We start from the raw sequence: 23,289 nt of genomic DNA, 5'->3' as shown, positions 1-23,289 counted from the left end.
GAATCTTCTGAGTCACCGAATTTTCTGAGTCACCGAATTTTCTGCGTCAGAGGGCGCCCGGCACCCGATCAGAGCCGGGCGCCCTTTCCCCCTGCCAGTAGAGAGATGCACAACGTGATTGTCGAATTACGCCGACGGCACCTCGCCGCGGTAGCCGTCTGCACTGTCGCCGCCTCACTCGCCCTGGCCGGATGCACCAAATCCGGCCAGGGCGCTGCTGCTTCCTGCGACAGCCCAGGAGTGAGCCCGACCGAGGTGCATGTCGGCCTGATCTACCCGGACAGCGGCGCGATCGCCCCGGGATTCCGCGCGGCCCGCAGCGGGACCGAGGCCAGAGTCGCGGTAGCGAACGCGGCCGGCGGCGTCAACGGTCGCAAGATAGTGCTCGACTGGCACGACGACGAGGGGAGCACCTCGGGCTTCGCCGTGGCGGCGAGCGACCTGCTGACGCAGAACAAGGACTTCGGCCTGATCGCCCAGAGCATCTCCGTGGGCAGTACGGCCCAGCAGCTGGACAAGCAGGGCATCCCGGTGACGGGCCTGCCCGGCGAGAGCGTGTGGACCGAGCACCGGAACATGTTCACCTTCGGCTTCACGTTCGGGTCGACGCAGTCCGCGAGCTCGTCGGTGACGACCTTCGGGCTCTACGCCCACCGGTTCAACGCCACCCGCGCGGCCATCGTCTACAACGACACGCTGTCCCAGTCGGCCACCGCGCTGGTGCAGCTGTTCAGGGAGAGCCTGCAGTCCCAGGGCATCGCCGTGGCGGACCCGATCGTCTACAACCCCACCGTGACCAATCCCGGCAAGGTCGTCACGCAGATCAGGGCGTCGAGGGCTGATTCTCTGATCAGCATTCTTTCGGCCGACGACTTCCTGCCCATCTACACCGCGGCGCGGCAGTCCGGGCTGACGTTCAAGGTCGCGCTCGCCACCTCTGGCTATGACGCACAGCTGCTGTCCAGCCAGGGCGCGAGCATGGCCGGGATGTCGATCCTGACGCCGCACATCCCGTTCAGCGTCGACTCGACGGCGTTGCGGGACTACAAGGCGGCGATGAGCGAGTACGCGCCCGAGCTCGACCAGCCGACGAACGAGGTCGCCCTCGGCGCCTACATCACGACGGACGAGTTCCTGCGCGGCCTGGCGCTCGCCGGGGCCTGCCCGACCCGAGCGGCCTTCATCACCAACCTGCGCGCGTTGAAGAGCTACGACGCCGGCGGCCTGATCCCGGTCACCGACCTGAGCCGGTTCGGGGAGCCGAACCTGTGCTACAGCTTCGTGCGCGTCAACGACGCCGGGACCGCCTTCGAGGTGGTGCCCAGCGTCGGCGCACCCGACCCGAACGAGTGGTGCGGCACCCGGCTCGGCGTCGGCTAACGGCGCGCCGGCCCCAGCCCTGACCCGCCGGGGCCGGCGAACGAAGTTTTGTGGGGCGGCTAGCCCTTGATTGTCGTGTTCTTCGAGGGGAACGGCGACAGGTCGAGGAGCGAGGTGACGCCCGCGGGCGCGGCGCACACCCGGGGGACGGCGTTGACCGCGCTCATCGCCGACGCGACCGCGATCGGGTCGCCGACGAAGTCGGGCAGGGCCGAGATCTTCATGTCGAGGCGGATGCAGGGCTCGCCCGTCACCTCGGCCCGGTAGCCGTCACCCTGGAAGTCGAACTCCGCGAAGTCGTGCTCGCGCAGCCGCTCCACGTGCCCGACGACGATCCGGGCCTCTCCGCCGACCATGCCCTTGACGTCGTAGCGAAGTCCGCAGATCGTCCCCTGCGGGATGTGCCCGGACGCGACGTCGAAGGCCACGTCGGAGTAGATGACGCAGTTCTCCTCGACGATCTCGTCGACCGTCACGCCGAGGGCGTCGGCGAGCATATGGATCGTCGTCTCGTGGTAGCTCGTGGTCACCCCGGGCTGCAGGATCGGCGTGCCCGCTGTGTCGAGCTGGCCGAACCCGAAGAACTTGGTGATGCCCGGGCCCTCCCAGAAGGCGTTGTTCATGACCTGGTGCAGCCTGACCTGCCTGACCTCGCGGGACAGCCCGAGCGCGGACAGGCCCAGCGCCCCGGTGCCGTAGCCGGGGTCCATGCCGATCGTGCAGAACGTCGAGCCGCCCTCCTGGGCGGCCTGCTCCAGCCGCTCGTAGTAGTCGCCGGCGAGCCCGCGCGGGTACACGAGGGTCGGCCACCAGAGGTTCACGACGTTCTTGCCGGACCGGAGGATCTGGAGCAGGTCGTCGAACGACTCCTCCGGGGTGTCGACCCAGTTGCGGCCGACCATGAACAGGACGGCGTCGGCGGGTGTCGCGAGGACCGCCTCCTTGTCGGCGGAGGCGCGCACCCCCAGCTCTCCTAAGCCGTAGAGGTCGCCGAGGTCGCGGCCGTCCTTGTCCGCCGAGTGGGTCCAGGCGCCGACCAGTTCCAGGTCGGGGCGACCCAGAACCCCGAGCGCCGCCTCCTTCGCGACCGTCCCGGTTGCCCACTGGATGACCCGATAAGCCACGGTTGCCTCCTCGCCCAGTTTTTGAACTGAGTTGAATATATGGCGACGAGGGCGGCCGTGTACACCGGTTGAGCTGCGCCGGCGTGGGCCGGGCGGCGACCGTGGGTTCGCGAGGTGACTTCGCGGGTGACGGTGACTTCGCGGGTGAAGAGGAGGATCAGGCGGGTCTGGCGCCGGGGTGGCCGTCCTCGATGACCCAGGAGGTGTCGGTGCTGACGGGGGAGTGGCGTTGCGAGATGTCGGCGACGATCCTCAGGTCGGCGCGGCACTCCGTCGGCGTCACCTGGAAACGGGTGTAGCCGCGCCGGTCACCGCGGAAGTAGCGGACGTGCGGGTTGAGACGGGTGTTGTTCTGGCGGACGAAGTCGTCGCTGACCAGGAAGAACGCCGAGCTGACCGAGGTGCAGACGAACTCGGTCGCGACGACCGGCGTCTCGGGCCGGTCGAAGTCGACCCGCAGGTCGTTCACCCAGGCGCAGTGCAGGTCCCCGGACAGGACGATCGGGTTGAGCGCCTTGCTGTCGCGCACGCCGGCCAGGACCCGGGCGCGGTAGGGGCGGTAGCCGTCGTTCTGGTCGAGGTTCGTCAGCGTCTGGCCGCTTCCGGGCGGCAGCTGGCCGTCGAGCTGGGCCATCATCGTCTGCTGCGCGATGAGGTTCCAGCGGGTGCGGGAGGCGGTCAGCCCCTCCTGCAGCCACCGTTCCTGGGTGGCGCCGGCCATCGTGCCGGTGGTGTTGGCCGCGCCCAGGGTGGCGGGGCCGATGGCGGTCGCGATGCTGCCTGGCGCGGGGGTGCGGTACTGCCGGGTGTCCATGACATTGAGCGTCGCCAGGCTGCCGAACGTGAGCCGACGGTAGATCTGCAGGTCGGGGGAGCCCGGGTGCAGCGTGGCGCGGATCGGCATGTGCTCGTAGTAGGCCTGATAGGCGGCGGCGCGCTGGCGGGCGAACGTCGCGGGGTCCTGGTGCTTTGCTCCGGTGTCGCCCGGCTCGTCGACGAGGTTCGCGTAGTTGTTCTCGACCTCGTGGTCGTCCCAGGTCACGACCCAGGGCGCGGCCAGGTGGGCGGCCTGCAGCGCCGGGTCGGCCTTGTACTGGCCGTAGCGGTTCCGGTAGTCGGCCAGGGTCTGGAGCTGGTCGAGGCCGGGGGTCTGCGGGGTGGTGTGTCGGCGGTCCGGGAACTTGCTGTCCGGGTCGTACTCGTAGATGTAGTCGCCGACGTGCACGACGAGGTCCGGCCGGTCCGCGGCGATCGCGTCGAACGCGGGCCAGTAGCCGTTCTGGAAGTCCTGGCAGGACACGAGCGCGAACGCCAGCGACCCGCCGGCCGCATCCGGGCCGGCTCCCGGCGCCGCCGCCGTCCGGGTGCGGCCGACCGGGCTCAGCACCGTGCCGGCGCGGAAGCGGTAGTAGTAGTCGCGCCCTGGCTGCAGGCCGCGGACGTCGACGTGGACCGAATGCGCGAACGCCGGCTGCGCGGTCGCCGTGCCGGCACGCACCACCGAGCGGAAGCCCGCGTCGGTGGCGACCTGCCAGTCGACGGGGACGTCACGGGCCGGCATCCCGCCACCGGCGGTGGGCTTCGGCGCGAGGCGGGTCCAGAGGATCACACCATCGGGCAGCGGGTCGCCGCTCGCCACGCCGAGCCCGAACACCCCGTCCGCCACCCCGGGAACGGGCGTCGCCGCGCGCAGGCCGGGTGCCGCTGGCGGGGCGGCGTCGCCGGAGCCGCCGCACGCCGCCACGGCCAGCGCGGTGGCTCCGAGCCCCAGCCCACCCAACAGGAGCGAGCGCCGATGCGGGCCGGTCCCCCCGCTGGTATTCGAGACCGCCCCGCGGTCGGTCGTCGTGTGGTTCGGGCCTGCTGGCGCCCCAGCGCCGTCACTGGTCACAGGTCCGGCAGAGTAGTGGAAACGGACGTCTCAGACGTGTTCCTTGGCGATCTGGACCAGGTCGGCCGCGCGAACCTTTCCGACCTCGGTGCGGGGCAGTTCGTCGAGCTGGACGAACCGGGCCGGAACCTTGTAGGGCACGAGCCGTTCCCTGGCGGCCGCCACCAGCGCCGCCGGGTCGAACGCCGCTCCCGGGCGCAGGACGACGAACGCCCACGGGACCTCGCCGAGCCGGTCGTCCGGCACGGCGACGACGGCCGCGTCCGCGATCTCGGGGGAGAGCCGGATGACCTCCTCGACCTCGCCGGGGAAGACCTTCAGCCCACCCCGGTTGATCATGTCGGAGACCCGGCCCTCGATCCAGAGGAAGCCGTCGACGTCGATCCGGGCGATGTCTCCGGTGCGGAACCAGCCGTCCGGGGTGAGCCGGTCACCGAGGGCCTGGCCGTCGGCGTAACCGGCCGAGACCGCGGGCGTGCGCACGTACAGCTCGCCCTGGCCACCGGCCTCGACGTCCGACCCGTCCGGCCCGACGATCCGCGGTGTCACCCCCGCGTGCGGCCGGCCGATCGAGCCGAGTTTGGTGTCGCCGAACGCCCGGGCGTCGGCCGCGTTCCAGCCGACGATCTCCCCGCCGATCTCGGTCTGGCCGTAGCAGTTGAGCACCGTGACGCCGAACTTGTCCTTGAACATCCGGGCCCGCAGCGGCGACAGCGGTGCCGTGATGCCCCGGACGATCCGCAGCGGCGCGAGCGACGTGATCGAGGGGTCGTCGGTCAGCATGTTCATCGCCGGCGGCGGTAGCACCGTCGACCGGATCTGGTGGCGCGCGACGGCGGCGGCGAACGCGGCCGTGGTGAAGGCCGGCATGATCACGGCCGGGGCGCCGACCCGGAACGCGAACAGCACGTTGTAGATCCCGGCGGACAGCGCCATGGAGGTGGGGATGAGGTTCGGCATCGGCGCCCGGCGCGCCGCGAGGGAGTCCTTCGCCTTGTCGCCGACGAGCTTGGCCAGCACCGGCTCCAGCAGCGCCAGGTAGCCCGAGTGCCGCAGCAGCACCGGCTTCGGCCGCCCGGTCGTGCCGGAGGTGAACTGCACGAGCGCGGTGTCGAGATCGTGCGCCGGCACGTCCGGCGGCGTGACGCGTCCCGGCTCCGCCGGGGTCCAGCTCAGCTCGGCCGCGTCCGGGGCGCTCGTCGCGACGACCACCGGCAACGCGCCGCCGGTGTGCCGGCCGGCCCACTCGGGCAGCGTCACGACGGCGGCAGGGCGGACCGCCTCGACGAGGTAGGCGATCTCGGCGTCCGAGGTGCGCGGGTTGAGCGGCACGTAGACCGCCTCGGCCGTCCACACGCCGAACATCGCCGCGACGACCTCGGGCCCACCCGGCAGCATCACCGCCACCGGATGGCCGGGACGCACCCCGGCCGCGCGCAGCTCGGCCGCGAGCGCCTCGGCGCCGCGACGCAGCGCCGCCCGGGTGACCGCCCGGTCCTCGACGAAGACGGCGGGCGTCGTCTCGTCGTCGTCGCGCGGTTCCAACAGGTCGACGAGTCTCATGCCTGGCCCGTCTCGGTCTCGGGCGCGACGGCCGTCTCGTCGGCTCGCCTCGCCGCGGCGACGGCGGTGGCCGGCTTGGGGTCGGATTCGAGCTCGGCCCACCGCGCGGGCCGCTTCTCGACGAAGGCGGCCGGTCCTTCGAGCTGGTCGGGGTGGCCCCAAACCGAGACGAGGTGCGCGGCGCCCGCCTTGCACGCGGCGGTCAGCCCGTCCTCCAATGCGCCCCACAGCGCGCGCTTGGTCGCGCGCATCGCGATGGGCGAGTTGCGAGCGACCAGCTCGGCGATCTCGGTGGCCCGCTCGCGCAGCCGGGCCGGATCCTCGACCACCTCGCTGACCATGCCCAGCTCGTAGGCCCGCGACGCCGGCATCCGCTCGTGCGCCCCGACGAGCGCCATCCGCATCACGGGCTCGAACGGCATCTTGCGCAGCAGCGCCATCAGCTCGAACGACACCACCTGGCCGACCGACACGTGCGGGTCGAAGAACTTCGCGTCGGACGCGGCGATGACGATGTCCGCGTCCGCGACGAAGTGGAACCCGCCGCCGCCGCACAGCCCGTTGACGGCGGCGATCACCGGCTTCTCCACCCGCTGGTGCCAGGCCGTGAAGTGCAGGTCGAAGACCTCGGCCTCGCCCCGGTAGCGCTCCATGCCCAGGCCGTCGGTGGCGATCTCGGCGACGTCGACGCCGGTCTGGAAGGCCCGGCCCTCCCCGGTGTGCACGATGACCCTGACCTCCGGGTCGCCGTCGAGCTCCAGCCAGGCCTTGGCCAGCTCGTCGCGCATCCGGTTGTTCATCGCGTTGAGCTGCTTGGGCCGGTTGAAGATCAGCCAGCCGAGGTGGCCGCGCCGGGCGACGAGCAGCGTCTCGTAGCCCGGGTAGACGTGGTCGAAGTCGGCCGCGCTCGCCGGTGTCCCCGGGGCGCCGGGCCGGGGCCCCGCGGCGCGCGAATCCGTCACGCTCATGTCCGTCACGCTCCTGTACTCCGAAGATGGGGCCGGCGTCAGGCGCCGGGCCGGGTGGCCGCCTGGTTCGGGTGCCGGGAGGCGAGCACCTTGGCGTGCTCCGGCTCGCGGTCGAGCGGCGCCCAGCGGGCCGGGCGCCGCTCGACGAACGCCGCCGGGCCCTCGATCTGGTCGGGGTGGCCCCAGAGGTCGACGAGATCGGCCGCGGCCGCCGTGCAGGCCGTGGTCAGGCCGTCCTCCAGCGCCCGGTAGAGCGCGCGCTTGGTCGCGGCCATCGCGGACGGCGAGTTGCGGGCGATCTTCGCCGCCAGCTCGCCGGCCCGGGCCCGAAGCTCCTCGGGCGGGTCCACGACCTCGCTCACCATTCCCAGCTGGTAGGCGCGGTCGGCGCCCAGCGCCTCGTGGCGGCCGGCGAGGGCCAGGCGCATGACCGTCTCGGCCGCGAGCTTGCGGGTCAGCGCGATCCCCTCGAACGCCGTCACCTGCCCGACCGAGACGTGCGTGTCGATGAACCGGGTGTCCGCGGCCGCGAGGACGATGTCGGCGTCGGCGACGAAGTGCAGCCCGCCGCCGACGACCCGGCCCTGGATCGCGGCGATCACCGGCTTGACGACTCCGCAGTGCCACGCGGTGATCTGGAGCTCGGACCGCTTGGTCCGCCGGGACTGCGTGCGCAGCGCCGCCGGGTCCCGGTTGAGCTGGACGACGTCGAGGCCGGTGCAGAAGTCCCGGCCGGCGGCGACGTTGACGATGACGCGCACGGACGGGTCGGCGTCGAGCTGGGCCCACGCGCGCGGTAGCTCCTCGAACATCGCGCCGTCCATCGCGTTGCCTGCCTTGGGCCGGTTCAGCTCCAGCCAGCCGACCGGCCCGTCCGTGGACACGCGCAGGGTCTGGTACTCCTCGGGCATTTCCTCGACTCCGTTGCTCCGTGGGCCAGTTCCGGCTGGCCCAGGCCGGTCGGGTGCACGCCGGTCGGGTTCACTCCGGTCGGGCGCTGCGACGCGGCGGGATCCGGCCGGTCAGCTGCGGGGGACGTCCTTCCAGGGCTTGCCTCGGTGCGGGTCGGGCTCGCGCGGCAGGCCCAGTACCCGCTCGGCGAGGATGTTCTTGTTCACCTCGGACGTCCCGCCCTCGATCGTGTTCGCCCGGCTGCGCAGCATGCCCCTGACCTCGTGGGGCAGCGAGTCGGCGTAGACCTCGGCCGGGTCGAGCGGTGCGCCGTCCGCGCCCAGGTGCACGGTGGCGGGCAGCAGGTCCGACTCCCAGGCCGCGCCGTGGGCTCCGAGCAGGTCCGCGGCCAGCGCCTGGGTCCGCTGGTTGAGGTCACCCTGGTGGACCTTGCCGATCGAGCTCTCCGGGCCCGGCGCGAGCCCGGCGGCGAGCCGCGCGCGGATTCGCTCGTTGGTCCAGCCCCGGATCCGCTCCTCGCTGTAGAGTTTGGCGATCTCCTGGCGGACCGTCGGCTCGGCCCAGCCTCCCGGCCGGCCGGTCGCGCTGGTGTCCTTGGCGAGCTTCACCAGGTGCAGCGCGCCCGAGCCGCCGATCCGGTCGACCCCGCCAGAGCCGGAGCCGGAGACCATCTGCCGCTCGCCGGACAGGGTCGACCCGCCGACGCGCCAGCCGTCGCCGACCGCGCCGAGGCGCTGGCTGTCCGGGACGACGGCCTCGTCGAGGAAGACCTCGCAGAAGTCGACCTCGCCGGTGATGTGCCGCAGCGAGCGCACCTCGACGCCCGGCTGGCGCATGTCGAGCAGGAAGTAGGTCAGGCCGTTGCGCTTGGGCACGTCCGGGTCGGTACGAGCCAGCACGACGCCGTAGTCGGCCAGGAAGCCCCAGGTTGTCCAGACCTTCTGGCCGGTGAGGATCCAGTTGTCACCCTCGCGGACCGCCCTGGTCGACAGGGAGGCGAGGTCGGAGCCGGCGCCGGGCTCGGAGAACAGCTGGCACCAGACCTCCTCGTTGCGCACGATCGGCGGCAGGAAGCGGCGCTTCTGTTCCTCGGTCCCGTGCGCGAACAGCGCCGCGGCGGCGTTGGCGAGGCCCAGCGGGTTCAGCCGGCCCAGGTTGTAGGGGCGCAGCACCTCGTCGGCGGCCTTCGCGGCCTCGGCCGAGAGGCCGAGCCCGCCGAACTCGGGCGCCCACCGGGCCGCGACCAGGCCGGAGACGCCGAATACCGGGTACCAGCGCTCGTAGTCCGCCCGGCTGCGCGCCTTGCGGATCGCGGCCCGCCCACCGGCCGCCGCCGCGCGCCAGGCCGTCGGCACGTTCGCCTCGACCCAGGCCGTGACGAGGGCGCGGGCCTGGTCGGGGGACGCGTCCGCGGCGAGCAGCAGCCGCCCGTCCGGCCCGACCGGTCCGCGGGCGTCGGACGCGCCCTTCGGGACCGGCCCGCTGTCCGCCGTGTCGGTGCCAGCGGCCGGCTCAGTGCCAGGTGCCGGGTCTGTACCAGGTGCCATGGCCATGACCTTCACCGTCCCCGGAAGTCTGGGGAGCGCTTGGTCGCGAACGCGGCCAGCCCCTCCCGGAAGTCCTCGCTGCGGCTGGAGAGCTCCATGCCGAACGCCTCGTTGCGCAGGTGCTCGTCGAGGGTGTTCGAAGCCCCCGCGTGCAGCAGCCATTTCGTCAGGCCCAGACCGACGGTCGGACCGGTGGCGAGCCGCCCGACGACGTCGTCGAGCGTCGCCTCGAACTCGTCGGTGCCCGCCGTGCCGTGGACGAGTCCCCAGTCGACGGCGGTCGCCGCGTCGACGCGCTCGCCGAGCAGCAGCATCCGCCGGGCCCGCACCTCACCGATCCGGCGCGGCAGCAGCCAGGTCAGCCCGCTGTCCGGGGTGAAGCCGCGTTCGCTGAACGGCGCCCAGAACCGGGTGTCGCTCGCCGCGATCGTCACGTCGGCCGCGACCGCCAGCGCGAGGCCGATGCCGGTCGTCCAACCCTGGACGGCGCACACCACCGGGGTCTGCGTCTCGCAGATCAGCGGGATCAGCCGGTGTGCCTGGTAGGGCAGGCGGCGCTGGATCGAGCCGGCCCGCGGCCTGACCCCGCCGGCGGCGTTGCGGGCCACGATGTCCGCCCCACCGCAGAAGTTCGCCCCGCCGCCGCGCAGCACGATCACCCGGACAGCCTCGTCCGTCCCGGCCTGCTCCACGGCCGCGATCAGGCCGGCCATCATGACGTCGTTGATCGCGTTCCGCTTGGTCGGCCGGTCCAGCGTGAGCCGCAGGACGGAGCCGTCGAGCACGACGTCCAGCCCCGGAACGCTCCTCTCCGCCCAGCCGTGGTCCGCCGGCTCGGGGGCGTCGTCGTCGCTCACCGGAACTGTTCGACGATCGCGTCGAGGGTGTTCTGAAGGCTGCCCGTGCCGCCGGGCGGGTCGGGCAGCCGGACGGCGCCGTGCTCCCGGCTGGGCAGCAGGATCGTCGCGGTGCCCGGCGTCGTGAGCTCGCCGCGCTGGTTCGTCGCGGACAGCTCCAGGTCGACGGCCGGCCGGCCGCCGTCCGCCAGGTAGTGCTTCACCACCGTCGCGCGCAGCCACTGGGTGTCGCCGACGTAGTTGAACTTGCGGAACTGGCAGGACAGCTTCCACAGCCAGGCGTCGTCGCCCATCCAGTCGGTGCACAGGTGGATGAGCCAGGTCTCGCGCATCCGGCCGTAGTCGTAGGTCGTCGGGTTGCCGGCGCGGCGGGCGAGCTCCGGGTCCCAGTGCACCCGCTGCAGGACGTCGGGGATGTTCAGGTCGTCGCGGTAGTAGAAGGACGGGATGCGGCGACGGTTGGTGAGCGCGAGGCGTAGCGGGGCGACGCCGTAGAGGCCCATGCCCATGCCGACGTGCCAGCAGACCATGTCGGTGACCCGCAGTGGGCCCTTCACCATCGGCCCGACCTCGTCGCCGACCCGGACGTCCTCCCAGTACCGCGGCTCACCGCCGCGGCGGGCCCCGACCTCGGCGTCGTAGGCCGCCTCGATCTCGGCGATCTCCTCGTCGGTGTACCGCGCGGGCTCGATCTTCGCGTACTTCCCGCGTTCCCTGGCCTTGCGCCGCTCGGTGCGCACCATGTCGCGGTACTGGCCCGACAGCGGCGTGCCGTTCTCGTCCATGAAGACCTGGCCGCCCCACTCGTGCACGGCCCGGCCGGCGAACTCGCTGGCCTTGTCGTGCACGCCGACCAGGGCGTTGCGGCGAAAGACCCGCAGCCCAGGCCGCAGCGGCGCCCACCACTCCCGGGAGGCCGCCGAGTAGAAGGCGTGCACGCCGCGCAGCGGGTCGCCCTTCATCACGGCGCGCAGGTGGTCCGGGATGCTGGTGACCTCGTCCTCGCCGACGAGGGTGTCGCCGCCGACGAGCGGCGGGGGCGCGATCGGCCCGCCCCAGACGGAGGCGGCCGCGTAGTCCTCGTCGCACCAGAGCGGGTTGTCGTCGCCGTAGCAGCGGGCCACGTTGCGGAAGGCGTCGACGTTCGGCCGGCGGTACTGCGGCGGGGCGGTGTGCGGCTCGGGAATCCCGATCCGGGCCCGCAGCCGGGCGATTCCCTCGTCGGTGATCGTGCCGCCCGGCTTGCGCTCCCGGTCCTCTGGCTTCTTGTCGGGTGCCTCGGGCGTCGCCGCGGTGGTCGATTCCGCGGTTCGCTGGGCCGCTTCGCCCGCGCCGCTCGCCTGCGTGACCATGGAAAGCCTTTCGATCGTCCTGGGCCGGCCGGCCCGCCGTGCGGTCCGGGGCGCGTTACTGCGTCGGGATCGTCAGGCCCAGGAGCTTGGCCGCGTTGTCGCGGGCGATCTTGTTGATGTCGGCCTGCGGCAGGTGGCCGAACTGGCGCGCCGCCGCCTTCTTCGAGTCCGGCCAGGTGCCGTCCTGGTGCGGGTAGTCGGTCTCGAACACCACGTTGTCGACACCCACCCGGTCCAGCAGGTCGACGCCGACCGGGTCCTTGAAGAAGCAGCTGTAGACCTGCCGGCGGTAGTACGTCGACGGCGGCTCCGGGCAGTTCTGCTGGCCGTGCGCCCAGCCCCGGTGGGTCAGCCACACGTCGTCCGCGCGGTCGAGCACGTAGGGGATCCAGCCGATCTGCGCCTCGGCGTACAGCAGCTTCAGGTTCGGGAACCGGTGCGGCACCCCGGCGAACAGGAAGTCGACCAGGCTCGCCGCGCTGTTGCCGAACAGGATGGTCGCCTGCACGGCCTCCGGCGCGTCGGGGGAGGTCTGCGGGGTCTTCGTCCCGGAGCCGATGTGCATCGCGAGGACGGTCCCGGTCTCCTCGCAGGCGGCGAAGAACGGGTCCCAGTAGCGGGAGTGCAGGCTCGGCAGGTTCAGGTAGGCCGGCAGCTCGCTGAACGCGACCGCGCGCACGCCCCGGGCCGCGTTGCGGCGCACCTCGGCGGCGGCGAGCTCGACGTCCCACAGCGGCACCAGGCACAGCGGCAGCAGTCGCCCGCCGGACGTGCCGCACCACTCGTCGACCATCCAGTCGTTGTAGGCCTCGACACAGAGCTTCGAAAGCTCCTTGTCCTGGCCCCACAGGAACATCTGGCCGCAGAAGCGCGGGTAGTTCGGGAACGCCAGCTGCGCGTGGACCCCGTTGAGGTCCATGTCGGCGAGCCGGTCCGGGACCTTCCAGCAGCCCGGCCGCATGTCGGCGTAGGTGATGCCGTCCATGGTGACCTCGTCGGCGGGGACGCCGGCGGCCGCGATGTACCGCTTGAGGCTGGTCATCTTGCCCTCGTAGCTCCACCAGGCCACGTCGGGGCCTTCGGTGCCAGGCGCCTCGATGTAGCTGGACCCGACGAGCTTCACCTCGCCGGCCGGGGCGTGCAGGATGTGCGGCCCGGCCTCGCGGTACTTCGCGGGCAGCCGTGAGGTCCACACGTCCGGCGGCTCCACGACATGGGCGTCCATGTCGACGATGTCCGGGATTCTGGCCACGACCGAGGCGTCGATGTCGGCCTCGAGGCCCGGCCTCGCCTGGTCTGTCGCGAGGTCTGTCATGGCAATCGCACCGCCGATCCGGCTCGGTCGTCCTGTGTGGCTGTCGTCGCCCGTCCGACCCTGGCTGGCACCGCCCTGGCTGGTCCGCCCTGGCCGTGGCCTGTCCACGTGGATAGAACGGGTTCCTGTTCTGGCCGCGCCGCGGCCCGTGGAACCCTGGCTCGACTCCAGCATAATGTATACGATCTGCGTGGCCAACCGGTCGAGCCGCCGCCCGGTGGCGGACACCGGGCCGCGTCGCCGGCGGCGGGGACGAGACGAGGTGGACGATGCGGCTGCGGGACTCCGAGTCCGATGCGAGGTTCCGCAAGGAGGTGCGCGCCTGGCTGGCCGAGAACTCACCGGCTCTCGGGCCGCCGCCCCCCTACGGTGACTGGCCGGCCAAGAAGGCCTACGACCAGCGCTGGCAACGGATGCTCTTCGACGCCGGGTACGCGGGCATCGACTGGCCCGCGGCCTACGGCGGCCGTGGCGCCACCGCGTCCGAGCAGCTGATCTTCCTTGCCGAGTCGGCCGCGGCCGGCGCTCCCGACCTGGGCGTGCACTTCGTCGGCCAGCTGCACGCCGGCCCGACGCTGATCGCCGAGGCGACCGACGCGCAGCGGGCGTTCCACCTGCCGAAGATCCTGCGCGGCGAGTCGATCTGGTGCCAGGGCTTCTCGGAGCCGGGCGCGGGCAGCGACCTGGCCGCCCTGCGGACCCGCGCGGTCCGCGACGGCGACCACTACGTCGTCAACGGCAGCAAGATCTGGACGTCGTACGGCTTCGCCGCCGACTACTGCGAGCTGCTGGTCCGGACCGACCCGGACGCCGGCAAGCACCGCGGCATCAGCTGGCTGATCATGCCGATGGACACCCCCGGCATCGACGTCCGCCCGCTGCGCACGATCCAGGGCGAGAGCGAGTTCGCCGAGATGTTCCTCGACGACGTGCGCATCCCGGTCGAGAACCTGGTCGGCCGGGAGAACGACGGCTGGCGGGTCGCGATGGTGACCTTCAGCTTCGAGCGCGGCACGGCCCTCGTCCGCGAGCTGCTCACCGCGATGACCATGGTCGAGGAGCTGGCAGCGCTGGCCAGGACGCTGGGACACGGCCCGGGCAGGACGGCCTGGGACGACGACGCGATCCGCCGGGAGATCGGCCAGGTCGCGGCCGAGCTGGACGCGATGTGGGCACTTACCCGGCGCAACGTCACCCGGGCCGCCGGCGGTGGCGGAGTCCCGCCGGCGGGCGGCTCGGCGTTCAAGCTGACCTACTCGGAGGCACTGCACCACTTCGGCGAGGTCGCCATGAAGGTGCTGGAGCGTTACGCGGTCAGCCTCGACGACCTGGCACTGTCCGACGGCACGACGCTGCCGGCCGGGCGCCACCTGCTGGAGCACCTGCACGCCTTCGCGATCAGCATCGGCGCTGGCACCTCGCAGATCCAGAAGAACATCCTCGCCGAGCGGGTCCTCGGCCTGCCCCGGGAGCGCTGAGCGATGCACTTCGATCTTGACGAGGACTCCCTCGCCCTGCGGGCGACCGTCCGCGACCTGTGCGTCGAGTACCTCCCGCTGGAGCGGACCCGGGACTGGACGGACGCCGCGAGCTTCGGGCGGGACGCCTGGCGCACGCTCGCGGAGCTTGGCGCGTTCACGATGACCCAGCCGGCGGAGCGCGGCGGACTGGAGCTGGGCGTCGCCGAGGCCGGCCTGGTCTTCCAGGTGCTCGGCGCCGAGCTGGTGCCCGGGCCGCTGGTCGCGGCGGCGCTGGTCGCCGACCTGGACGACCGGGTCGCCACCGGCGAGGCCCTCGTGACCGTCGTGACCAGGCCACCCGCGGGCTCCGGCCCGGCCCGGTCCGGCGGCCCCTGGGTGATCCCGCATCTCGACCTGGTCGAGGCGGTCTACGTCCTTGACGACGAGGGCGTGTCGCGGGTCGAGGCTGCCGCGATCGACGGCCGCGTGGTGCCGAAACCGCTCGACCCGGCGACCCCGGTCTGGCTGGCCGACGACGTCCCCGCCGGGGTGCGGGTCGGCGGCCCGGAGCTCGCGCGCGCCTGGCAGCTGCGCGGCTCGGTGCTCAGCTCGGCGCTGCTCGCCGGCAACGCCGAGCGGACCGTCGAGCTCGCCACCGGCTACGCCAAGCAGCGCGAGCAGTTCGGCCGGGTGATCGGCGGCTTCCAGGCGGTCAAGCACCTGCTCGCCGAGGCGTTCACCCGGGCCGAGGTCGCCCGGGTCGCCGTCGACGCGGCGGCTGTAGCCCTCGACGACGCAGCCCTCGGCGACGCGGCCGGCGACCCGGCGGACGACTTCGCCGACCCGACCGCGAACCCGGTCCGCGCCGTCGCCGGCGCCCGGGTGCTGGCCGCGCGGGCCGCGTCCCAGAACGCGAAGACGGCGATCCAGGTCCACGGCGGCATGGGCTTCACCTGGGAGACCACCATCCACCTCTTCCTGAAGCGGGCGTGGCTCCTGCAGAACGCGTTCACCACTCCCGAGGAGGCGGCCGACACGGTCGCGAACTCCCTCGCCCGACCGGACGCAGCGCGGCGATGACCTTTCCTCGCCGCCGGACCGGCCGTTCGCGCCATAGAGAAAGGAACGCCGCATGACCAGCTCGGCCGTCATCGAAGGTGTCGAAGGGGCTGACGTTCCGCCCCCGGAGGTCACGCTCGACATCTCCGACGGGATCGCCACGATCACGCTGAACCGGCCCGACGCCGGGAACGCGCTGACCGGTGACCAGCGCGAGGCGATCATCAGCTGGCTGGACCGGTTCAACGAGGACCCGACCGTGCGCTGCGTCGTGCTGACCGCGACCGGACGGTTCTTCTGTACCGGCGCCGACCTGCGCAACTCCGCGCCGCCGCCGGCCCGGCCGGACGACGTTCCGGAAAAGCTCGTCGGCGACGTCCGGCGCAGCATGCTGCGTGGCGCGATCCGGCTGATCCACGCCATTCTCGACTGCGAGAAGCCGGTGATCGCCGCCGTCAACGGCACCGCCGCCGGCATCGGCGCGCACATCGCCTTCGCCTGCGATCTCGTGATCGCCACCGAGAAGGCGAAGTTCATCGAGGTCTTCGCTCGCCGCGGCCTGGCCGTGGACGGGCTGGGCACGTGGCTGCTGCCCCGGCTCGTCGGCCTCACCCGGGCGCGTGAGCTGGTGCTGCTCGCCGAGGACGTCACGGCGGACCGGGCCGCCGAGATCGGGCTGATCACCCGGTCGGTGCCGGCCGAGGAGTTCGCGCCGACCGTCGCCGACATCGCGAGACGGCTCGCGGACGGGCCGACCAGGGCGCATTCCGCCAACAAATGGCTGCTCAACCGCTCCCTCGACGTCGACCGGCACACCCTCGCGCAGGAGGAGGCCTGGATCGTCGACGTGCTGTCCAACACGGTCGACGCCGGCGAGGGCGTCGCGAGCTTCGTCGAGCGCAGGCCCACCCGCTTCCGCGGCTTCTGACACTCGACCGAGCACAAGGAGGATCTTCATGTCCGAGCCGCGGCGGCCTGACGCTGGACACCCTGACGCTGGACGCCCTGTCCCGGGACACCCTGAGCTGCGACAGGTCGACTGGTCACGGCTGTTCTCCCCGAAGGTCGTCGCGGTCGTCGGGGCGTCCGACACCGCGGGCAGCCCGCAGCGGGCCCAGTGGACCCAGGTCCACCAGCGCCTCGGGGCTCTCGGCGCCGAGGTCATCCCGGTGCACCCGAAGAAGCCGGACATCCTCGGGGTGACGGCGTATCCGAGCGTCACGGCGCTGCCGGCCGACCCGGACATCGTCATCGTGCTGGTCCGTGACCCGCTGCCGGTCGTCGAGGAGGCCGTCGCGCGCGGCGCGGCGTTCGTCGTCGTCTTCTCGGCCGGCTTCGGCGAGCTCGGCACCGCGGAAGGCGACGCCGCCGAGGCTCGGCTGAAGGAGCTGGCCTCGGGTACGACGAGAATCCTCGGGCCCAACACCAACCTGAACATCTTCGAGCCCTGGCCGACCGACCTGCCCAGCCGCAAGAAGCTCGCCATCATCACCCAGTCCGGCTACCAGGGCCGGCCGATCACCCAGTCCCAGGCGCTGGGCACCGGCATTGAGATCTGGGCGACGATCGGCAACGAGGCCGACCTGGAATGGGCCGACTTCGCCGGTTACCTCGCCGCGCACCGGCCCGACGTCGGCGCGATCGCGACCTACGTCGAGGGCTTTCAGAACGGCGAGTCCCTGATGCTCGCCGCCGACGCCTGCGTGCGCGCCGGCATCCCGATCGTCGCCATCAAGATCGGCCGCTCCGAGGAGGGCCGGGTGATGGCCGCCGCGCACACCGGCCACCTCACCGGCCCGGACGCCGTGCACGACGCGGTCTTCGACCAGTACGGCATCATCCGGGTCGATGACCTCGACGAGGTCATCGAGATCTCGAACCTGTTCTGCCAGACGGGTCTGCTCGACGGCCCCGGCGGGATCGCGATCTACGCGATGTCCGGCGGCACCGCGTCGCATGTCGCCGACCTCTTCGGCGCCGCCGGCGTGAAGATTCCCAAGTTCGAGAAATCGACCGTCGACGCGCTGGAAAAGTACATCCCCTGGTATCTGCGCCGGGACAACCCCGTCGACTCCGGCGGCGTCATCACGGCCCGCCCGGAGAACCGCGAGGTCCTCCAGCTCATGCTCGACGACCCGAACACCGACGTGCTGTTCGCGCCGATCACCGGCGTCTTCCCCGGCATGAGCGACGCCCTTTCCCGGGATCTCATCGCGCTGCACCAGAGATTCCTCGCCGGCGAGGGCAAGCCGGTCGTCGCCGCCTGGATCTCACCGATCCGCGACGACTCCTACCGGGACCTCTGCGCGGCCGGAGTGCCGGTTTTCCACTCGTTCAACGCGGCCGTGCGCGGCCTTTCCGAGCTCGGCCGGTTCTCCCGGTTCGTCCGCGAGTACCGCAGCCCGTTCGGAATCGAGACCGGCATTCCGTCCGCCACCGAGCGGGCCGCCGGCACCGCCGCCGCGCGTGAACTGCTCGCCGGCGCCGCCGGCGTGGGCCTGAACGAGGCCGACTCGAAGAAGGTGCTGGCCGGCTACGGCATCCCGGTAGCGGGGGAGCGGGTCGTCGGGTCCGCGGACGAGGCCGTCGCCGCGGCGCGCGAGCTCGGCCTCCCGGTCGTCATGAAGATCGTCTCTGCTGACATCGCGCACAAGTCGGACCTCGGCCTCGTCGTGGTCGGGGTGGCCGACGAGGCGGGCGTCCGCGCGACCTATGACCGCCTGCTCGCCACCGCCGCGTCCGCCGCGCCCTCGGCGACGCTCGACGGGGTGCTGGTCGCGCAGCAGGTCACCGACGCCGTCGCCGAGGTGATCCTGGGCCTGTCCCACCAGCACCCGTTCGGGCCGACCATCACGTTCGGCCTGGGCGGCGTGTTCACCGAGGTCTTCAAGGATGTGGCCTTCGCGGTCCCGCCCTTCGACGCCGACCGGGCCCGCAAGGTCATCGAGTCGACCAAGGGAGCCATGCTGCTCCATGGCACCCGAGGACGCCCGGCCGGCGACATCGACGCCCTGGTCGACGTCATCCTGCGGCTTCAGTCGCTCGCCCAGGACCTCGGCGACTCGATCGCCGAGCTCGACATCAACCCCATCCTGGTCCGCCCCGCCGGCAAGGGCGTGGTGGCCGTGGACGCCCTCGTGGTCCCGACCCCGGCGGCGACGTGACCGCTCGCTGTCCTGTGTGCGGGGCGTACTGGCCTCGCGTCCGCGGGATCCGAACAGGCGCCCGGCGGCCTCGGGAGGTCGCCTGGCTCGTCAGGGTCTGGGCGCCGGCCGGCGGCCGGGGACTGGTTCGTCGCGGCGTCCTGATCCAGCCGGCCGGGGGACCAGATGGCCGGCCGTGGCCCGGTCCAGGATGTCCGTGGCCAGCAGGCGGGTGCCGTCGAGCAGGTCCAGACCCGGCAGATCGTCGACCCCGACCCAGCGGAACACGGGTCGCGGTCCCGTTCGCGTGACGGGACATCCGACGTCGATAAGGCCGACGTACAGATAGTCCACGTGAATGTGAGGTCCCGGCTGCCGGTCGCCCGCCACGGGCTCCTGGACGATCCACCAGGGAAGTTGGATCGCTTTCTGCCTACCGATCCCGAAACCGGCCGGCACCGGGACCTGATGGGGTGGGGCCACCAGGACCGCCGAATAACCGGTCTCGTCGCGGACTGTTCGAAGCACGGCTTGGGCCGGATTCTCGTCCGGTTTGACGTGCCCACCGGGGAGGGTCCACCGGGCCTCGCCGGGACGGCGTACCAGCTCCAGTACCCAGCGAGCTTCCGTAGCCGGCCAGCGCAGTAGGAACATGCCAGCCGTGGTGTGACGAATCCTGTTCACGTTTCCAGTTCCCGATTTGCGAGGATCACGCGCCCGCGTGGCCGAGGCCCGTGCGGCCGCTGACCTCGGCATCGGTGACGGTAGCGACCGATATGTTCGGGTTGGCGCTCCAGCACCAACCTGACTGGATCTGTGGCCCGTCAAGCGCCAAATGTGTCTGCGCCTGCTAGTGCCGCGACCGCAGACGTCTGCCCGTCGCCCTGATCGCTGTTTTCGCCCTCTGGTGGCTACAAAACAGCGCCGGTAACGACCACCCGAGGGCCAAAACAGCGATCAAGGGGCGCAGAAACAGGCGAACCTTGCCGGAGGCTGCCCGAATGGGGCCAGCAGGGTTCCGCGGTGGCGGGTCGAAACAGCGATCAGGGTGGCGTCGCCCGCCCGAGGGCTGGGGCACTCGCGCTATTCGGGCCCGAGGTCCCGGGTGGTGAGCGGGCGGCCGGGCAGGGGGGCAGCGGGGTGGGCGCGCAGGCCGTCGAGGACGATCGCGCGGGCGCGTTCGAAGGCGATCTCGGCGTTCTCGTGCGGGGCGCGGTTCAGGCTGTAGGCGACCAGCGAGAGCAGGTGCGCGACGTCGCCCGCGCCGACGTCCGGGCGCAGTGACCCCTCGGCCTGCGCCGCGTGGACCAGGCTGTCGAGCGTCTCGGCGTACTCCCGGCGGATCTGTTGGATCGACGGGTCTGCCTGGACCGCCGCGGCCGTGCCCGGGGAGAACAGGTTGGCCAGCCGCATCGTCAGCCGCAGCTCGCGCGGGCTGCTCAGGCTGTGCACGAGCGTCTCCCAGGCTCGTCCGGAACCCGGCGCGTCTGCTGGCCCGCGGCCGGTGGCGCCGCTCGGGGCAGTCCCGGGCCGGGCGGCGAGGTCGGGGCCGGTCCCGTCGTCGCCGCGGGCCGGCTCCTCGGCCTCGGCGGTCGCGGCGCGGGCGCGGGCCAGCGCGGTCGCGAGGCTGTCGCGGACGACGGCGACAACGAGGGCGTCACGGTCGGGGAACCGCCGGTAGAGCGTGCCGACACCGACGCCGGCCAGCCGGGCGATCTCCTCCATGGGCACGTCCGGGCCGTCGTCGGCGAAGGCCAGCTTCGCGGTGGCGATGATCCGGTCGCGGTTGCGCCGCGCGTCCGCCCGTAACCGGGTCTCGGGTCCCGTTGCCATGGCCGTGCTCCCTTCCAGAACCATCATGAGCCTCCACTCGCTTGGCCGTGAGCTGGAGGAGCCAGGTCGGGACCGACGTGATGGTGGGAAGGCCCAGTTTCGCGGTTCCGGCGTCCTGGTGCCGGCTAGGGTCTCCGAGGACGACTCCCGACGGGAAATTGACGCAATTCACATAGAGGTCTTGTTGACCCGTTGACGTCGATGTGTTGGTACGCGAGCATTCACTCTCACTCGCTACACCCTGTTACGCCACGAGAGATGGACACCTCGCATGCCTCACCTGGGGATCTCAGCTGGCCCGCGGGCCGTGCCGGACGCCGCGGCGCGCCCGGGCCGGTTACCGAAGCGCGCCCGCGCCTTAGCCGCCTTAGCCACCCTGACCGTCACCCTGGCGCTGGCCGCCTGCGGCGGAAGCACCGCGGGCTCCGGAACGACGCCCGCGGCGACCAGTGCCAGCGCCGCCGCCGACCAGCTGCTCGGCCCGGTCAACCAGGCCAAGGGCACGCCCGTCAAGATCGGCATGATCTCGGACGGCAAGGGCGCCGTCACGGACCTGTCCTTCGAGAGCGCCGTGGCCGACGTGACGGTCAAGTACCTCAACGACCGTAAGGGCGGCCTCGCCGGGCACCCGATCGAGCTGGTCAAGTGCGACACCCTCGCCGACCCGGCGAAGGGCACCGACTGCGCGAACCGCATGGTCGAGGACAACGTGGCCGCGGTCGTCGTCGGCTCCACAGCGGTCAGCGAGGGCATGTGGCCGCCGCTGCACCAGGCGCACATCCCGGTGCTGTTCGGCGGCGCCAACTCGGCGTCGATCATGACGGACAAGGACTCGTCGTTCGTCCTCGCGGACGCGCTGTTCGGCCTGGTCACGCTGCCGATCCAGCTGGCCAAGGAGAACAAGGTCGACACGGTCTCGGCCGTCGCCATCGACGTGCCGGCCGTCATGAGCATCTACCAGACGATCGCGCCGGCCGCGTTCAAGGCGGCGGGCATCAAGCTTGACGTCGTCGCCGTCCCACCGGGCACCGCCGACATGACGCCACAGATGCAGCGGATCGCCTCCGGGGGCCCCCGAGTCGTCCAGGTGATCGGTAGCGACTCGTTCTGTATCGCGGCCCTCAATGGCCTGCACACGGTCGGTTTCACCGGCCCGGTCACGGCGATCGCGCAGTGCATCACCGACGCCACCCGCAAGGCGGTCCCCGGCTCCGTGCTCAAGGGCGTCACCGTGACCGCGACCGCGCCGATCGGGACCGACAACCCGTCCACCCGGCTGTTCGCCGCGGTCGTGAACACCTACGGCAAGGGCTCGGACATCGAGATCAACCGGCAGGGCTCGCTGAGCATGTTCACCGTCGTCGCCGCCCTGCAGTCCGCGACCACGGGCCTCACGGGTGACGTCACGCCGGCCTCGATCACCACGGCCATCAAGTCGATGCCCGTGCAGCCGCTTCCGGGCGCCGACCCGATGAAGTTCCAGTGCGGTGGCAAGGCCAATCCGGCGACCCCCGCGGTCTGCGTGAAGGGCGGCCTCGTCACCGACCTCGACAGCAAGGGCGAGCCCACCACCTACCGCGCCCTCGGCGGCTGAGCCGAAACGAACGCTGACGTCCGCCGCCGACCTGGTGCTGCGCCCGTCGTCGTCGTAGGCGACGGCAAAGGCGGCCGGGTCGGCGGCGGCCGGACGGCAGCGGTGGCCGGGTCGGCGGCGCCCGGGTCGGCGATGGCCAGGTCGGCCCAAGTTCCCCTGCGCAGCTGCTGATCAAGACGGTCTCACGCCCGATCGAGACGCCTTGATCACCGGCTGCGCAGGCAGAACGGCGTCCAACGCCCCAATTCGTCCTGTTTATCCCTGCGCAGTTCTCGATCAAGATGTGGCAGCCTGCCCAGTGCCGCCTCCGGCAAGGTTCGTCCGTTTCGGCGTCCCCTTGATCGCCGTTTCGGCCCTCCGGTGGTCATTACTGGCGCTGTTTCGTAGCCACTAGAGGGCGAAAACAGCGATCAAGGTGACGGGCAGACGTTGGCGGTCGCGACACTAGCTAGCCGGATGATCGACGTCTGCGCAGGCAAGTCGCTGCCTCGGACCAGCCGGGACTGCGCCGGCGGGCCGGGCGCAGCTTGGTCGGGGCGGGACACCGACCGGGGTCCCGCGGTGAACGATGTACCGGCTCGGAAGATCGCGGGAGGAGTCGCCGACACGGCGGTTTCCTGGGCGACGATCCAGCCGGGCCGTGCTCGCGCCGGCCGGCCTGAGCGCCAGGCGGGGTGCTCAGGGGCCCGGATCGGGCCCGTTGGTCGCGCCCGCCTCGTTCCCGCCTGCCCCGGTTGGGGTGGAGGGCTGGCAGGTGAAACGGCTCGGGTCGGCCCCCGCCCGGCCGAGCAGCACGTGGAGCTGGTGCCGGTCCTCCGTCGAGAGGCGGGCGAACGGGGAACCGGCGGTCAGAGCCTGAATTAGCCGGCCGCGGGCCTCGACACCCCGGTCGGTCAGGCTGATGACCTTCTGGCGTCGATTGGTCGGTACCGGCCGCCGTTGGATGAGGCCGCGCTGTTCCAGCCGGTCGGTGAGAAACGTGACCGTGGACGGGTCGCAGTTCAGGGTGGCCGCGAGCATGCGCATCGATGGCGCGGGCGCGTCAGGGTCCAGGCGCCACAGGGCGTTCGCCAGCGGCTCCGTGAGATCGAGCTCCTTGAGCAGGTCCGCGCCCAGCGTGCTGATCGTGCCCGCGAGGAGGATCACCTGCTTGACGACCGCATGGGTCAGGGCGTCGCCGGTAGGGCTGGCGGGCTCGACCACCGGCCGACATTACATGGAACCTCCAACACTTGACGACTCCAACTATCTCTCCGATGCTTGGAGTCTCAAACTGTCTTGGGTTGGAAGG

The 23,289-nt window shown here is 71.8% G+C and carries 18 protein-coding genes and 1 pseudogene; 6 read left to right on the top strand and 13 right to left on the bottom strand.

The features are described from left to right. Window positions 1-240: 240 nt before the first annotated feature. The gene (locus I6A60_RS13405; protein ID WP_307873666.1) at window positions 241-1,380 is read left to right on the top strand and encodes an ABC transporter substrate-binding protein; all 1,140 of its coding nucleotides are present in this window, start codon (window positions 241-243) and stop codon (window positions 1,378-1,380) included. 59 nt (window positions 1,381-1,439) lie between these two features. Here I6A60_RS13405 and I6A60_RS43505 read toward each other — a convergent pair whose 3' ends face one another. From I6A60_RS43505 to I6A60_RS13360, 9 genes are all read right to left on the bottom strand, one after another. Beyond that, complete coding sequence (locus I6A60_RS43505; RefSeq protein ID WP_203022908.1) at window positions 1,440-2,504, bottom strand: dihydrodipicolinate reductase; 1,065 nt, start codon at window positions 2,502-2,504, stop codon at window positions 1,440-1,442. A 157-nt stretch (window positions 2,505-2,661) separates the two neighbouring features. After that, entirely contained in the window at window positions 2,662-4,395 is a 1,734-nt protein-coding gene (locus tag I6A60_RS13395) for an alkaline phosphatase (protein WP_203022909.1), read from the bottom strand. Between the two features lie 30 nt (window positions 4,396-4,425). Further along, the gene (locus I6A60_RS13390; protein ID WP_203022910.1) at window positions 4,426-5,958 is read right to left on the bottom strand and encodes a class I adenylate-forming enzyme family protein; all 1,533 of its coding nucleotides are present in this window, start codon (window positions 5,956-5,958) and stop codon (window positions 4,426-4,428) included. Then, a complete protein-coding gene (locus I6A60_RS13385) occupies window positions 5,955-6,926 on the bottom strand; it encodes an enoyl-CoA hydratase/isomerase family protein (protein ID WP_203022911.1) in 972 nt (323 codons plus the stop codon). Before I6A60_RS13385 ends, I6A60_RS13390 begins: the two co-directional genes overlap by 4 nt. A gap of 38 nt (window positions 6,927-6,964) precedes the next feature. Next, a complete protein-coding gene (locus I6A60_RS13380; protein ID WP_203042296.1) occupies window positions 6,965-7,837 on the bottom strand; it encodes an enoyl-CoA hydratase/isomerase family protein in 873 nt (290 codons plus the stop codon). A 111-nt stretch (window positions 7,838-7,948) separates the two neighbouring features. Further along, window positions 7,949-9,385: an acyl-CoA dehydrogenase family protein gene (locus I6A60_RS13375; protein WP_203012287.1), complete on the bottom strand. Its 1,437-nt coding sequence runs from the start codon at window positions 9,383-9,385 to the stop codon at window positions 7,949-7,951. 11 nt (window positions 9,386-9,396) lie between these two features. Further along, window positions 9,397-10,242 carry an enoyl-CoA hydratase-related protein gene (locus I6A60_RS13370; RefSeq protein ID WP_203012286.1) on the bottom strand — a complete coding sequence of 282 codons (846 nt, stop codon included), beginning with the start codon at window positions 10,240-10,242 and terminating at the stop codon, window positions 9,397-9,399. Then, window positions 10,239-11,594, bottom strand: a complete 1,356-nt coding sequence (locus I6A60_RS13365; protein ID WP_238435363.1) for a hypothetical protein — start codon at window positions 11,592-11,594, stop codon at window positions 10,239-10,241. Before I6A60_RS13365 ends, I6A60_RS13370 begins: the two co-directional genes overlap by 4 nt. Window positions 11,595-11,649: 55 nt before the next feature. Next, the gene (locus tag I6A60_RS13360) at window positions 11,650-12,909 is read right to left on the bottom strand and encodes an amidohydrolase family protein (RefSeq protein WP_203012285.1); all 1,260 of its coding nucleotides are present in this window, start codon (window positions 12,907-12,909) and stop codon (window positions 11,650-11,652) included. Window positions 12,910-13,178: 269 nt separating this feature from the next. Here I6A60_RS13360 and I6A60_RS13355 point away from each other — a divergent pair, with 269 nt between their 5' ends. Genes I6A60_RS13355 through I6A60_RS13340 form a run of 4 tightly spaced genes read left to right on the top strand, consistent with a single transcriptional unit; the run spans window position 13,179 to window position 18,592 of the window. Beyond that, on the top strand, window positions 13,179-14,387 hold the full coding sequence (locus tag I6A60_RS13355) for an acyl-CoA dehydrogenase family protein (RefSeq protein ID WP_203012284.1): 1,209 nt from the start codon (window positions 13,179-13,181) through the stop codon (window positions 14,385-14,387). 3 nt (window positions 14,388-14,390) lie between these two features. Next, window positions 14,391-15,449: an acyl-CoA dehydrogenase family protein gene (locus tag I6A60_RS13350; protein WP_203012283.1), complete on the top strand. Its 1,059-nt coding sequence runs from the start codon at window positions 14,391-14,393 to the stop codon at window positions 15,447-15,449. Between the two features lie 52 nt (window positions 15,450-15,501). After that, window positions 15,502-16,356, top strand: a complete 855-nt coding sequence (locus I6A60_RS13345; RefSeq protein ID WP_203012282.1) for an enoyl-CoA hydratase/isomerase family protein — start codon at window positions 15,502-15,504, stop codon at window positions 16,354-16,356. Between the two features lie 28 nt (window positions 16,357-16,384). Beyond that, window positions 16,385-18,592, top strand: a complete 2,208-nt coding sequence (locus tag I6A60_RS13340; protein WP_203012281.1) for an acetate--CoA ligase family protein — start codon at window positions 16,385-16,387, stop codon at window positions 18,590-18,592. A 90-nt stretch (window positions 18,593-18,682) separates the two neighbouring features. On the opposite strand, the gene I6A60_RS43500 is transcribed toward I6A60_RS13340, so the two are convergent. From I6A60_RS43500 to I6A60_RS13330, 3 genes and pseudogenes are all read right to left on the bottom strand, one after another. Further along, window positions 18,683-18,859: a hypothetical protein gene (locus I6A60_RS43500; RefSeq protein WP_307873668.1), complete on the bottom strand. Its 177-nt coding sequence runs from the start codon at window positions 18,857-18,859 to the stop codon at window positions 18,683-18,685. An 84-nt stretch (window positions 18,860-18,943) separates the two neighbouring features. After that, window positions 18,944-19,225 (bottom strand): annotated as a pseudogene (locus I6A60_RS43990) (NUDIX domain-containing protein); the annotation flags it as partial. A gap of 429 nt (window positions 19,226-19,654) precedes the next feature. Continuing rightward, window positions 19,655-20,404, bottom strand: coding sequence for a helix-turn-helix domain-containing protein (locus I6A60_RS13330; protein WP_238435362.1), 750 nt, complete (start codon window positions 20,402-20,404; stop codon window positions 19,655-19,657). Between the two features lie 271 nt (window positions 20,405-20,675). On the opposite strand from I6A60_RS13330, the gene I6A60_RS13325 reads away from it, so the two are divergent. After that, entirely contained in the window at window positions 20,676-21,998 is a 1,323-nt protein-coding gene (locus I6A60_RS13325) for an ABC transporter substrate-binding protein (RefSeq protein ID WP_238435361.1), read from the top strand. Between the two features lie 678 nt (window positions 21,999-22,676). Here the strand turns inward: I6A60_RS13325 and I6A60_RS13320 are convergent. Beyond that, window positions 22,677-23,201 carry a MarR family winged helix-turn-helix transcriptional regulator gene (locus I6A60_RS13320; RefSeq protein WP_203012278.1) on the bottom strand — a complete coding sequence of 175 codons (525 nt, stop codon included), beginning with the start codon at window positions 23,199-23,201 and terminating at the stop codon, window positions 22,677-22,679. Window positions 23,202-23,289 lie beyond the last annotated feature (88 nt).

Source organism: Frankia sp. AgB1.9, from assembly GCF_016786355.1.
Classification (GTDB): domain Bacteria; phylum Actinomycetota; class Actinomycetes; order Frankiales; family Frankiaceae; genus Pseudofrankia.
This window is presented reverse-complemented; position numbering and strand designations above follow the sequence as displayed.